Source organism: Eubacterium sp. SB2 (assembly GCF_001244405.1).
Lineage (GTDB): Bacteria > Bacillota > Clostridia > Lachnospirales > Lachnospiraceae > Faecalicatena > Faecalicatena contortus_B.
On record NZ_LN865151.1, the window covers coordinates 109,004 to 122,282 of the forward strand.

Below are 13,279 nucleotides of genomic sequence, written 5' to 3' on the forward strand. Positions count from 1 at the left end.
TGATAGTGTATTCAAAAGCTATTCCTGCTGACGCAAGTATCTTAATTATTTATATATTTTTGTTTCCCCCATAAAATATCCTTCCATTCTCAAGATTATACTTATAGGCGCAGGCAGTTGCATAAAGTTTATTTACATGAATACACTTTTTGGCATTAGAACATTCCATGAATTTACTGCAGCATCCGAAGCTTCTCACTCTGGAATGATAGTTTTTTAAGCAGTACAGCACATTTTCTTTTATATACCCAAAGATTGATCGATCAGAATAATCAAAGATAATATGTCGGAATGTCTTATCTGACGGCACAGCTTTTCGCTTTCCGGTATGCGGCAGAGGTATATTTTCAAATTGCAGATTCCTTATAAGCAGTTCTATGGTATCATTCATCTGAATATTCATTACGACGAAGTTCTTTCCGGGATTCACGCAGTCATCTTTTACCGGAGGGTATTCGGGCTCGAATATGCAGATGGACTTTGACATTTCCTCCTTTGACGTGGTCGATAGATTTGCATACAGATGCAGAGAGTTCAATGGAAGCTCTTTTTCCTGGATAATAGATAAAAGCATCTGATTAAGTTCTGCTTCAAAAGAGGTGACGGCAGCAAAAGTATTAGAAATCGCCTCCTTTTCCAGAAGATTTAACATATCAAACAGATCCTTCTCACTGCAAATCCTGATATCAGATCCCTTTGCCTGCAATTCCATAGCTTTTTTGATTTTTGAACCATAATTACCGCATGCCCATTGTTCGCTGCCATAGGTACCGACAATTACATAGTCCGTTTTACCCGAAACAGATCCGACGCATCGCCCGCCGTGGCTCTCAATGATTTCCTTGATTTCTGACTTGCTGCCGTGAGAAAAATCTCCGGTAAGGCAGAAAGCCATTCCGGCTACAGCATCAACTTTATCATGACAGGATTCTGTTAAAGCATCATCTGTAATCACACTTGGAAGAGATTCGTGTAATATGTGGAGCGCCTGGTTTTCTTTTTTCTGCAAAGATGTTCTCGCGTTTGAGCGGTCATCGGTGTATTGGAATTGCTTAGTGGTGACGATAGTATCTGGCAGATGTTCTTTCATATATTGAAAACATTCGTGTACCATAAGGGAGTCAGACAGTGCTCGGTGTGCAGATACTGTACTGCAATGGCAGAATGATGCTAACGCACCGAGTTTGTGACTGCTCAATTCAGGAAGCATCTTTCTGGATAATGTTAAAAGATCGATGTAATAATTATCGATAAACCTTCCTAATAATTTTGCGGTAAACCTGTTCAGGATGTGCAGATCAAAACTTGCAATATTATAGCCAATGAGAGGCTTATCATCAATAAAAGCAATGAATTCAGGAAGAACATTATCCAGTGACGGAGCAGCAGACAACATATCATTAGTAATACCGGTTAAGTTTTCAATCTCTGACGAAATACGGATTCCTGGATTAACTAAACTGCTGAATTCCTCTTTGACTTCATTATTTCGGACAAGAATCCCTGATATTTCAATGATTTCACATGTTTTAGAGTTACGCCCTGTGGTCTCTAAATCAAAAGAGATGTAGTCTGAAAAATCATATAATTTTTGTTTCATGGCCTGAGTATCCTCTTTAGTCAATACCCGCACTGAGAAAAACACCACAATGATGTTAAGTATTTGGCTTAACATTGCTTGCATGATAAATATAAATCAACATAAATTAATAATAGCAGTTGCTGGAAAGTAAATCAATAAGAATACCATAATATTGGGATCAGACATTTCCAGGGTCTCTTTCTATCTTAGGTATTCTCCTGTAAAGAGGTATGTATCTCAGCGTTTTTTGATGAGTTAGCTGTATCCTTTTCGTTTTCAAGCTGTTTTATTTTCTTAAGAAGAGCGCTTTCCATCCGGTCAGAAACTTCCAGGTTTTCATTTTCCTTATTATACAATATATCTTCCTCTATTATTTTTGCCTGCTTTTCGATTTCCTTTTTTAAGGATAATTTTATTTCATCCATATAACGCACCCCTGTAATAATTATAACGCTATAAGAATAAAAAATATCTGGAAAAATATGGAAATAATCAATACGACACGATTGATTCTTAGTGGTAAGAGTGGTAGTATAGCCTTAACCCCACATCTTTTTATGAGAGGTGAATCATATGCCAGATGGCGGAGGAAAAGCTTTAAAAGAACATATTAAACATATTGCCGATAAAAATAAAGAAACTGAAAAGAACAATAAAAATAAGAAATAGTTTGTAACTTAGGAGCGCTGATTATGATGTGGGGGAGTATAGTCAAGTTACTTGATGAGATTGTTATAGCTGCTATCATTTCAATGTTAGGTTTTATATGTGGAAAGACATATAAAAAGATACGGAGCTTTTTTTACAAAAGGGCTATGAGCTTCTCCATAGACGGGCTCTGGTATTCCCGCCATAATAATTTTCAGGGAGAAAATATTATTGAGATCATTCAATTTAAGCAAAACAGGGAAGATGTCCTATTTAAACTTATACAATACAAAGAACATAAAAAGAACAGATATACATTCCGGGGAAGAGGGGTTTTCACCACAGATGTGGTTTCTTTATTCTATTGCTCAGATAGTAAAGATCTGAGACAAAATGGTGTTATGACATTGAAAATCTCTTCGCATGATATTAATGATATATGTATGAAAGGTACCTACTATGAGATAAATTCAGAAAGAGCTAAATCCCAGGGATTCTATCCATTTGGGGCATATGAGGTTTATAAGTTAAAAATACCCTTTTTAAAAAGAGCAGATCTCAGATGGAACAGGGGAACATTTTCAAATTATAAAACGGTTGACGAAACGGTAAAAAAGTATGGGGAAACCAAATGAGTTGCAGGAAATGCGGCAAGTGCTGTAGAAGTACGGATTTAGAAAAAAGAATCGTAATTATTTATCCAAGTGATCTGATACATATATCAAATACACTTCACATAAGCAAAAAAGAGTTTATCCACAAGTATTGTGAGAAGGATGATATCCAATGTGAAGGGTATGTTATAAAAATATATATACTAAAAAATATCAATAATCAATGCATTTTTTTATCTGATAACAATTTATGTGAAATATTTGAACACAGGCCTATACAATGCCGGAAGGCACCTTACAGCTATTTTGCATACGAGGATATATGGGAACATATGCCTTGTTTTGATCTGGAGGAAATGTCTAAAAGCAATAGCGCTGAAAATGATGAGGAGCTGGTGTTAGAATTATTGAGAGGGTATAATATTGAATCTAAAGTATAGATACTACGGGTTTTTCCATTCAATAAAAAGCCGCAATCCCGGGGAATGGGGCTGCGGCTTTTTTGAGTAATTTTTTTCAACTGAAATATGTTCTCAACGCAGATATTAATTCAAATGTGAAATTGCATAATCAGCTTCTTCGGCTGTGAACTGTTCACCGTATTCGGAGGTCAGTTGTTCCCGGATAGCTTCAGCAGACATAGCCAATGATTCCTGGTAGTCTTTTGCTTTTGCTAATGCGTTGGCATTCCAGTCAGCCTCCAAATTATCCATGGCATATTGAGCTTCTTCGGCCGTGAACTGCTCTCCATTTTCAGAGATAAGCTGGTTGTATATACCTAATTTTGACATATGCAAGGAATCGCTATAAGATTTCGCCTTTGCCAATGCATTGGCATTCCAATCAGCATTCAGATTGTCCACAGCATACTGCGCTGCTTCTGCAGGAAATTGCTCACCATATTCGGAAGTAAGCTGGTTATATATTCCGGCTTTAGACATATACATCATATCACTGTAACTGGCAGCTTTTGTTAATGCAGCTTTATACTCAGCAGGAACATCTGGCTCGGGTTCTGGTTTCGCTGTGCTGTCTGTTTTGGTTTCAGGCGTTTTTGCAGTATCATTTGGCGCTGTCTCATTTTCTTTTGCTGTCGAACTTGCCGTTTTATTCTCCGTATTCTTTGTGGTTTTATCCCCTGCATTTCTTGTCCCAGATCCTGAAATTCCGACGAACAAGCATATGATGACTACAATTACTATAGGGACAATGATAGAGATTAAAGCCTTAGTGTTCTTACTTCTGAACATGAATAATACATGCAGTGCACCGAATATAGATGCTAACACGGCCCATATTCCTAAATCAGAGTAACTTCCTACATTTGCTGCAGCGAGAAGTGCGCCGACAATATAAAATCCGGCAGGAACAAGATACCCAGCTGTTGTTTGTTTTTTCTTTAAGCATATTGTAACAATTCCGGCAATCAACATGCATACAGCCAATAAAAATCCGGCAGATCCACTGACTTCACCATTTGAACTTAAAGCATTTGCTGCTCCTGCAACACATGATTGCAGCGAGACTATTAGAAACAATATAATTGAAATGATTCCTAATACCAAACGGAATGTTTTGAAAGCCGCGTTTTTTGGTACCGGAGGATTTGCTTTTGGATGATTTCCATTATTTTGGTCCATGGTATAATAAGTTTGTTCTGCCTCCTGTTGTACAGGCGGGGTCTCTTGAACGGCTGCATCCCCGGATATTTTTGTTCCGCATTCAGTACAAAACTTTGCTCCTTCTGGAATTTCTGCTCCACATTTGCTACATTTCATAAATAATTCCTCCCTCTTTTTCCTTAGTTTATATTATAGAAAAAACACGACAGATGTGTTAATTCTACTCCTTTAAACTTGATGGCGGCGTTTGCTTGTTTAGATGCAACACCGCTCCCTCCTGGATTCAATTACCTTATCAGCCCAGATTTTATCATCGGATAAATCATTGCCGAATTAAGGCTGGAATGGTCTGCTGATGAGGGAGCGGCTTGTGTTTAGTTAATTGGTGTCAGATCAAATGTTAATTCTTTAGGTGTTCCATATTTGCTTTTGAATTCCTCTTCATTCATCTCTCCCGACACGATTTTGCCAAAGTCCTTCCAATAATCTTCGTTGTAATCCATAAACGAATATGTCGCTATTATCTCATCAAGATTCGCGGAATCATCCGCAAGTAAATAAGCTGCGTCATCAATAGAACCACCGGAGGGAACCTGTATTAAGTCTAAATCTTGTGCCTCAATCAGGCTTTCCAATTTGAATCCGTCAGGTAATCTGCCTTCCCAGCTTTTAACATAGCCAAAGGCACTGTCAGTTTCGTTTTTGATATTGAACATGATAGAGATTCGTTTTGTAAATTTACCGTTCGGATCATTATATGGTTCAACTGAATAATGTTCTGCTGTGATTGTAATCTGATCAATAGTGTAAGAATTTTGAACTTTCTCTTCTTTGTCAGTACTCTTATCTTGAGACTGTTTTGTATCGGAGCTCTCATCGGCCGTTTTGTCTGTTGATTGTGCCGGTTTGTCGCTTGCTGAACAAGCGGTCAGTAAAAGCGCCATTCCCAGGATTGTTAAAACTTTAAGTATTTTGTTTTTCATATGATGCCTTCCTTTCTTTTTAACCTTATTTTGAACCTACACGTCCTATTCCATAAAACATTTTTGGCTTAATAATTATTTCATTAAGCACATCTTTTCTTTTATATCCAAATTGCTTTTTTGTATTGTACCATAGACATATTCAATAAGCAAGGAAAGGAGATTTCACAAAAGAGAGGCGCAAAAGAGAGGATCTAGAAATGCATTCAAATTGCTTTCAGTGTATGACAGTATTTATATGCTGTAATATAGAAACATTTCCAAAATTGACTTGTCATTATACGAGGTGGAATGAACTCGTTAAAAAATGAAAATAGTTAATATACGACACGTTACGTATACTTTTCTTGGAAAGCATGATAATGTAGAAATATAGGGGGGACGGTCGATTTTATGTCAGATATCGGTTTTAGTATACGTAAGTTACGGCTTCAGAAACACATGACACAACAGCAGCTTGCAAGATTTCTGCATATAACAAGGACGACTCTTTCAAATTATGAACGGGGGAAGCGTTTGCCTGATATTTATATGATTAAGAAGATTGCAGATATCTTTGAGGTTTCAATAGATTCTCTTTTGGAGGGATAGTGGTAAAAAGATGGCTAACTGCAACCATCGATTTCTTCATGATGAGATCAGAAAATGGAAAGTACATTACTGTGATTCAAATAAAGTAATGCCCGGAATCTTCAGGACTCCGGGCTTGAATGTGGTGGGAAAGGAACTATTTTGAGGAGTAGTTCCAATCTTGTATATATATTAACACATTTCATGATGAATACGCAACATTATGTGCCGCTTATCCACTAAAATATTCATATAGCGAAAGAATTTTTGAAAATATTCATAACACGGAGTTTTCTTCTTGATATATATGTACTTTGACATCCGTTTTCAGATGGTTGTGATATTCAGTATTTATCTTGAACAGATCTGGTTCCTTAACTATCTTTTCCAACAATATAAAAAAGGCCGCAACCCCTTAATACCTCCGGGTTTGCGGCCTTTTTTACGAAAGCTGGAAATCGGACTTGAACCGACGACCCCTTTATTACCAGTGTTCTGACATAGTCCTGCTAACGCCCATTTTAAGCCATTCTACGGCTAAAAAACTCAATTTGACTAAATTACTTCAAATTTGCTTAAAAAAAATTTCTGGAAGCAGTGTTTTAGTTAACTATATTTAAATGATACTCGTGGGAATGGTGGTATGATATCTACCATCCGCTCTTATCTTGTATCTTGCCATATTGTATCACCCCTTTTATAAAATGGCAGAAAAATAGTGTGTTTGACTAAACCACGCTTGGAATGGTACAACATCCTTGTTCGGGGGATATTGTCGCTATGTTTCGGGCGTAGATTGAAATGGGGGTGATAGTTTCTCAAGACCACTCGGTATTGGCGTACCGGGCGTTTTTTATTTATCCAACGCCAGGATAACCCATCCGGAATAAATTTCCTGTTATTCCATTATACTGCATTGTCTCATTATATTCGCTAGGTATATACAGCGGCTCTAATCCATATATCTCCATAACTTTGTATGATGCAATATCCCCCAAGCTGTTAAATTTAAAGTACAAATGATACTGTTCCCCAATAAACTCATAAAATCCAGCACCGTTGTAGTGAGCAATGTGTTCTAAGAAAATAATATCCTCGGAAACGTTGCCATCTTCGTTAAGCACTGCTTTTGTTATGTAGAAACTGAAATTAGCATCATCTATATTTTCGACATGAAGAACGATACTTGTATTGATGTCAGCAAGGTTATGTATCTTGTAAGTACTGCTTACTGGAGGCAGAGGGCAGGCAATGTTGCCGATATAGTCTCCGGTCATATCTATCTCTTGCTGTGGAGGTGTTGTTGGCTGTTCCTGTGATGTTGTTTCGCTTTCGTCAATTATATCTGAACTTTCTGTCTCGGAAGAGTTACCGTGTTCTATTATGTTGCCGGTATTCTTATCAACAAAATTCACAATAGTTATCAATTGGTCTTCCGGAACAGCGCTAAGTGCTTGGTATATATTGCCCTCAATGTAGAATACTAAGGCAACAAATCCTTGAATCTCATTATATGTATCTGGATTTACCTTAATCGTAAATTCAGTAAGATCATCATTGTAGGAGATAGAATTAAATGAAGGGTAATTCTCTTTGTCTTTAAGGATTTCATCAATTCCATCGTCAATACTGTCTTTATAGTCAGAAAGCAGTTGTTGGTGAGCTCGCTTAGTCATTTTCAGAGTAATGGAACCGTTGGCATTTTTGACAATTTCTTTTACTCCTGCAGCTTTCGCTTCTTCATCTAGGGTATCATCTGAATCACCGACTAACGATGCCGGTAACGTGATCTCAACGTCAAAAAGGTTCTTTTCGGCTTTCAAAGTTACATTATCTCCGGAACTCTTATCAGATGCATCTGGTTTGCTACATCCAACGATTGAAAGTAACATCACTAAAATTAAAGAGATTCCTAATATCCTTTTCTTCATACAAATAATTCTCCTTTCGTTATCATACATTTCAAAATATATGTTAAGTCGTCTGACGTAACATCGATTTATCCGGTCCTGTTGGCACAGAGGCGGTTCTTATTAAATTAATTTTGCAATATTGATAGTAAAATCATCATATATGCAGACATTAATATCTTCATCTAATGTATATAGAGTAGATTCCTGTTCCTTCTAAAAATCATATACCATGACGATATGTTTCTGTGGATCCATAATCCAGTATTCGCGGATTCCAGCTGTGCGGTATTTGAAAAACTTCACACCGTAATCCATCTGTGGATTAGACGGTGATGTTATCTCTATTACCCAGTCGGGCGTGCTACTGCAGTCTTTGTTGGTGAGCTATTTTTATCGCATATAACACTTATTCAATGACCTTATCGTAATATGTGGACATAAGGCTGTAAATTCCTTTTAATCTATGTTCGGTCTTTACGATTTCTTCAGCAGATTTTTCATCTTCCCACCCCATTAGATATGAAGGGGTGATGCCTATGTTTTTGCTATCAGTTCTATTTTATAGGAAGGTATATTTGTTACAATGTTATTTTCGTATTTGTATAATGTTTGCTTAGAAACACCGATTTTTTCGGCTAATTCTGTTTGTAAAACATTTATTGATTCGCGTAGATTCTTAATGCGATCACCTTTTAATTTGATAGTAACTTTATTATACCATAAAAAAGTTATAAATGCATTGATATGATGCCGGTAGCTTAAGGAGTTACTGAGAAGTGAGAAGAGGTGAAGTTAAAGTGATTCTTACTAGATAAGCAACGTGGGGGTATCGCAGAAAAAGGTTATTCACAGGCACTGGGCGTGGATCTAACATATCCGTGTTATGTGTAGAAATATGCTTATTGTTCCAGGACACTGGATCCTGACGTGGATGTATGGAATGAGTCATATTTCGTTGATATCTGGGAGCTTTATATAAAGGACTATGAAATTCAAAGCAACATATCAGATGAACGGCTGTGGTGGTATGCAAACCCATCCGTATAAGTTATGAAAACGGGCGTTCCGAAATACGGGAGGCTTTTGAGATTGCCAAGGAAATCCCAGAAAAGATGACCGCATTCCCTTCGAAGATGCTGAATGTCTGGGGACAGGCACAGGGAAAGAAATCATCAAATACATAGTGTATTGGCATTTATTTATCCCAAATAGCAAGAAGATAGCTGAACGGAAGAGAAAGGATAAAGTTGATTATGATGCATGAAAGAAAACAGGTGTTTTGACCGTAACGAATACATCTATGTTGTACAGAACGCGGTCATGAAGTATGTCATGGATATATGCAGGGAGAATGAATGCAAAATAGAATGTCTCTGATTCGATCTTGCCAACGCGGCGAAACTGATGCTCGACCTGTCAAACGAAGGGGAGGTGGTGGAAGAAGGGATCCTTCTTACTTTTAGGCATAAAACCCGGAAATTAAACCGGACTTGAATGTGATGGGAAAGGAACTAATTTTGAGGAGTAGTTCCAATCTCATAATCATTCTAACATATCGATGATTGGCTGACAAGAAAACGTGTCTATTGTCCACTGACACCCTTGTTTTCTGTCCAATTTCTTAATTTGACTAAATAAAATTTTAAAAAGTACTTAAAAGCCTTTAAATATAAGGCGTAAAGGACGTTTGTTTTGACTACTTTTTTCGGAATTTCTGGGTATTTTTAAGGATTTCTGGGGATTTTTCGAAAACACGTTCGATTCAAAAAAGACCGCTAAAAAAGCCGCACCCCCTTAATACCCACGGGTTTGCGGCCTTTTTTACGAAAGCTGGAAATCGGACTTGAACCGACGACCCCTTCATTACGAGTGAAGTGCTCTACCTACTGAGCTATTCCAGCCTGTGGCTCGTCAGACGAACCTTGATTATTATATCTCTTTTTTCTATGAATTTCAACTGTTTTTTTTAAAACGTCTATTATTTTAAAATCATTTGACAAATTTTTCTTTTATGCTAATATAGTTCATTGAAGAACAGTTCATAAATGAACTATATTTTGCATGAGCGGGTCAGTTAAACTAATCAATCAGGAGGCAGAATGATGATTTCTACAAGTGAATTTTTATCTATTACGAATCAATTCAATAAGCTGTACAGCGGAAGCATTAATGCGGTTGCGGCCGGGTACGGCATGAGTAAAGTGGAAGTGGATGTACTTTTATTTCTTCACAATAATCCTCAGTACGATACGGCCAGAGATATCGTGGAGTACCGCCATATAGCCAAATCTTATGTATCTAAGGCAGTTGAACTGCTGGTAAAGAGAGGGGCGCTTTCAATCAGGGAAGACGATAAAGACAGAAGAATCAGCCATCTGCAGGTTACAAAAGAAGCAGCCGGGCCGCTTGAAAAAGCGCTGGAGGCACAGGCCGCGGTTATGGAGCGGGTTTTCAGGGGGATTACGAGTGAAGAAAAACAGATGTTTGCTAAAATTCTCTATCGTATATCAGGTAATCTGGACACAATGAAACGAGGTGAGGAATGATGATAGTGAAGATACTTGTCTGTCTGGCCGCTGGAATGGGGGCCGGGATCGGAACGGGACTGGCGGGACTTTCTGCGGCGGCAGTGATCTCCCCCATGCTGATTACATTTCTGGGATTTGATGCATATGAAGCGGTGGGAATATCACTGGCATCTGATGTGCTTGCATCGGCAGTCTCTGCTTATACATATGGAAAACATAAAAACCTGGATATCAAAAACGGGATCGTGATGCTCCTTACCGTCCTGGTATTCACCCTGTTCGGCAGTTATATCGCTTCTTTGGTTCCGAATACGACAATGGGAAGCTTTTCTGTCTTTATGACACTGCTTCTGGGTATTAAGTTTATCGTAAAACCGGTGATGACGACAAAAGAAAAGCAGGCGGAAAAAAGCGTCAGGACAAAAATTATCCAATCAATTCTGTGCGGAATCGTGATCGGATTTATCTGCGGATTTATTGGTGCAGGCGGAGGCATGATGATGCTTCTGATGCTGACAAGTGTTCTGGGATATGAATTAAAGACAGCCGTGGGGACGAGTGTTTTCATCATGGCATTTACGGCTTTTACAGGTGCCGTATCCCATTTTTCAATCAGCGGCGGGCTGCCGGATATACCTGCCCTTGTGTTATGTATTCTGTTTACTTTGATTGGCGCGAGATTAGCGGCTAAATTTGCGAATAAAGCCCCGGCGAAGACCCTGAACCGGGCTACAGGAATTGTTCTGTCTGTGCTGGGGATTGCGATGATTGCAGTGAAAATTTTCTAAAAGAGCCGCCAGAGTGCGGCATCCGGACAGGAAAGCCGGCACTTCGGGAGCGGAACAGGAGGGAACGGGAGATGTGCGTGAATTGACGATTCGTTTGTGGGTGTTTAGCTGTCGTGCCCTATGTAAATTTCACATAGGGCAGTTCCTTTTTATTTGTAGCTGTGGTTTGACAGTGCTTCTATAAGGCGGAAGACCTGCTCTGTGCTGTCTGTAAGGTTTTGAGCAGCATTTTCCGGGATGAGGGCCTCTTCCAGGGTGGTAATTCCACGCACTATGGGGAAGTAGGCGTCTATTCCGGCGCTGTTGCAGGCACGTGCGTCCGGGGTGACGCTTCCGGCGAATGCCAGAACTTTGGCGCCGTATTTTTTTGCGAGGGCGGCCACTCCGGCGGGGGCTTTACCCATGGCAGTCTGGTTGTCAAGACGGCCTTCTCCTGTGATTACGATGTCTGCGGTTTTCATTTCTTCTTCCAGGCGGACTGCATTTAGGATCAGGTCAATGCCGGGGGTAAGACGGGCGTTCAGGTAACTGAGGAGGGCAAAACCGAGGCCTCCGGCTGCACCGGCTCCGGGAGCGGCGGCGTGGCTGACGCCAAAGTTGTCAGCGGTGATTTGGGCAAAATGGTCCATGGCGGCGTCCAGTAAGGGCTTCATCTCTTCGGTAACCCCTTTTTGCGGGCCGTATATGTATGTGGCGCCGTTGCTGCCGCAAAGGGGATTGGTTACGTCGCAGGCGGCCTGAAAAGTACATTCGGACAGCCATGGTAAGACGTGATCGCTGCAGATGCTGGTAATTCCGGCGAGGGCCTGGGCGCCTTGGCCTGCTTCAAGTCCGTTTTCATCCAGAAATTCATATCCAAGTGCCTGGAGCATGCCGATTCCGCCATCGTTGGTTGCACTTCCGCCGATTCCGATGATAAAATTGCGGCATCCTTTTTCTGCCGCATCTTTGATCAATTCTCCTACACCATAGGTGGTGGCGGCCATTGGATTTCGTTTGTCTCTTGGAATCAGGGTGATCCCGGCGGCAGAGGCCATTTCGATAATGGCGGTGTGGGTTTCTTTCAAATATCCGTAACAGGCGCATACCGGTTCGCCCAGAGGGCCTGTTACGGTAAGTTCTATGCGCTCCCCGCCCAGCCCTTCTATGAGGGCATCGGTTGTGCCTTCGCCTCCGTCCGCCAGCGGTCTGACAATCACATTTGCTAGAGGATTGGCTTTTTGAATACCTTCCCGGATTGCACGTCCGGCTTCCATAGAACTTAAACTGCCTTTAAAAGAATCAACAGCAACTACTATCTTCATAATAAAACCTCCGTATTTGAAATATAATTTTTATTGATTGATTAGACGAATAGTTACGCAGCAGAATGCCATTTTGCCGCAAAGCAGAGACATACGGAATATACCCATTTTGTTCATAGTGGACTATAGCTTTTTAGCCATAAACAGGCATGGGTTTTCTTCATCCCAATGAAGTGGAAAAATCTCTAATGGCACGAAACCCATCTTGTGGTAAAATCTCCTGGTTCTCTCATAGGGTTCATATTGAACGGTATCGGCTAATGTTTTAACGGTTAAAAATTCGAAATTGTTGGAACAACAATATTCTTCCACAGCCGATATAAGTCTTGTGCCTAAACCGCCACGCTGATACCTGTTGATAACACCCATGACGCATACCTCGGCCGTATATGTATTATGAATTTTTATCGCAACAAATCCAACAGGATTCTGCTCATCAAATACTGCATAAAAAGGCATCGTCTTAACTTTACTAACATAATCAACAATAGATGCCTCAACTCCAAACCAATCGGGTAATTCACGCAAAATAATATTGCATATATCGGACTTTACTTTTTGGTCAAAAACTTCTTGTATTTGCATCTCTTACACCTCACAAAATATAAAATTTTTTCTATGTTACATTTGAGTTTGTTTGAAAAGAACGTAGTATAATCACCTGCTTGTTTTCCATATCATTCAAGGTGTGCTTATGGACATCCAATTAAAAAACAAATAGGGTTTT

The 13,279-nt window shown here is 39.6% G+C and carries 14 protein-coding genes and 1 tRNA gene; 5 read left to right on the forward strand and 10 right to left on the reverse strand.

Translation table 11 applies throughout. The features are described 5' to 3' along the window. Positions 1 to 49: 49 nt before the first annotated feature. The gene (locus tag BN1938_RS05390) at positions 50 to 1,600 is read right to left on the reverse strand and encodes an exonuclease domain-containing protein (RefSeq protein ID WP_050639619.1); all 1,551 of its coding nucleotides are present in this window, start codon (positions 1,598 to 1,600) and stop codon (positions 50 to 52) included. Between the two features lie 188 nt (positions 1,601 to 1,788). After that, positions 1,789 to 2,007 (reverse strand): hypothetical protein, encoded by a 219-nt coding sequence (locus BN1938_RS05395; protein ID WP_050639620.1) that lies wholly within the window; start codon positions 2,005 to 2,007, stop codon positions 1,789 to 1,791. A gap of 267 nt (positions 2,008 to 2,274) precedes the next feature. Here BN1938_RS05395 and BN1938_RS05400 point away from each other — a divergent pair, with 267 nt between their 5' ends. Next, positions 2,275 to 2,865, forward strand: a complete 591-nt coding sequence (locus BN1938_RS05400; RefSeq protein ID WP_050639621.1) for a hypothetical protein — start codon at positions 2,275 to 2,277, stop codon at positions 2,863 to 2,865. After that, entirely contained in the window at positions 2,862 to 3,284 is a 423-nt protein-coding gene (locus tag BN1938_RS05405; protein ID WP_050639622.1) for a YkgJ family cysteine cluster protein, read from the forward strand. Before BN1938_RS05400 ends, BN1938_RS05405 begins: the two co-directional genes overlap by 4 nt. 105 nt (positions 3,285 to 3,389) lie before the next feature. Here BN1938_RS05405 and BN1938_RS24175 read toward each other — a convergent pair whose 3' ends face one another. Both BN1938_RS24175 and BN1938_RS05415 read right to left on the reverse strand, forming a co-directional pair. Further along, positions 3,390 to 4,622, reverse strand: a complete 1,233-nt coding sequence (locus tag BN1938_RS24175; protein ID WP_082202818.1) for an Ltp family lipoprotein — start codon at positions 4,620 to 4,622, stop codon at positions 3,390 to 3,392. A 218-nt stretch (positions 4,623 to 4,840) separates the two neighbouring features. Then, the gene (locus BN1938_RS05415) at positions 4,841 to 5,449 is read right to left on the reverse strand and encodes a hypothetical protein (protein WP_050639623.1); all 609 of its coding nucleotides are present in this window, start codon (positions 5,447 to 5,449) and stop codon (positions 4,841 to 4,843) included. 393 nt (positions 5,450 to 5,842) lie between these two features. Between BN1938_RS05415 and BN1938_RS05420 the strand changes: the two genes are divergently transcribed. Beyond that, positions 5,843 to 6,040 (forward strand): helix-turn-helix domain-containing protein, encoded by a 198-nt coding sequence (locus BN1938_RS05420; protein ID WP_050639624.1) that lies wholly within the window; start codon positions 5,843 to 5,845, stop codon positions 6,038 to 6,040. Positions 6,041 to 6,876: 836 nt separating this feature from the next. On the opposite strand, the gene BN1938_RS05425 is transcribed toward BN1938_RS05420, so the two are convergent. The 4 genes from BN1938_RS05425 to BN1938_RS05430 form a co-directional block, all read right to left on the reverse strand. After that, positions 6,877 to 7,950: a DEK C-terminal domain-containing protein gene (locus BN1938_RS05425; protein ID WP_050639625.1), complete on the reverse strand. Its 1,074-nt coding sequence runs from the start codon at positions 7,948 to 7,950 to the stop codon at positions 6,877 to 6,879. Between the two features lie 195 nt (positions 7,951 to 8,145). Beyond that, on the reverse strand, positions 8,146 to 8,247 hold the full coding sequence (locus BN1938_RS23850) for a Uma2 family endonuclease (protein WP_242843811.1): 102 nt from the start codon (positions 8,245 to 8,247) through the stop codon (positions 8,146 to 8,148). 219 nt (positions 8,248 to 8,466) lie between these two features. After that, positions 8,467 to 8,676: a helix-turn-helix domain-containing protein gene (locus tag BN1938_RS24180; RefSeq protein WP_369794744.1), complete on the reverse strand. Its 210-nt coding sequence runs from the start codon at positions 8,674 to 8,676 to the stop codon at positions 8,467 to 8,469. Positions 8,677 to 9,760: 1,084 nt separating this feature from the next. Then, a tRNA-Thr gene (locus BN1938_RS05430) sits at positions 9,761 to 9,833 on the reverse strand. 198 nt (positions 9,834 to 10,031) lie between these two features. Between BN1938_RS05430 and BN1938_RS05435 the strand changes: the two genes are divergently transcribed. Together BN1938_RS05435 and BN1938_RS05440 are read left to right on the forward strand one after the other, a co-directional pair. Beyond that, positions 10,032 to 10,478 (forward strand): MarR family winged helix-turn-helix transcriptional regulator, encoded by a 447-nt coding sequence (locus BN1938_RS05435; protein ID WP_082202820.1) that lies wholly within the window; start codon positions 10,032 to 10,034, stop codon positions 10,476 to 10,478. After that, a complete protein-coding gene (locus BN1938_RS05440) occupies positions 10,478 to 11,248 on the forward strand; it encodes a sulfite exporter TauE/SafE family protein (protein ID WP_050640012.1) in 771 nt (256 codons plus the stop codon). Before BN1938_RS05435 ends, BN1938_RS05440 begins: the two co-directional genes overlap by 1 nt. Positions 11,249 to 11,397: 149 nt before the next feature. On the opposite strand, the gene BN1938_RS05445 is transcribed toward BN1938_RS05440, so the two are convergent. Both BN1938_RS05445 and BN1938_RS05450 read right to left on the reverse strand, forming a co-directional pair. Next, positions 11,398 to 12,552 carry a glycerate kinase family protein gene (locus tag BN1938_RS05445; protein ID WP_050639627.1) on the reverse strand — a complete coding sequence of 385 codons (1,155 nt, stop codon included), beginning with the start codon at positions 12,550 to 12,552 and terminating at the stop codon, positions 11,398 to 11,400. 123 nt (positions 12,553 to 12,675) lie between these two features. Continuing rightward, positions 12,676 to 13,137: a GNAT family N-acetyltransferase gene (locus BN1938_RS05450; protein WP_050639628.1), complete on the reverse strand. Its 462-nt coding sequence runs from the start codon at positions 13,135 to 13,137 to the stop codon at positions 12,676 to 12,678. Between the last annotated feature and the right edge of the window lie 142 nt (positions 13,138 to 13,279).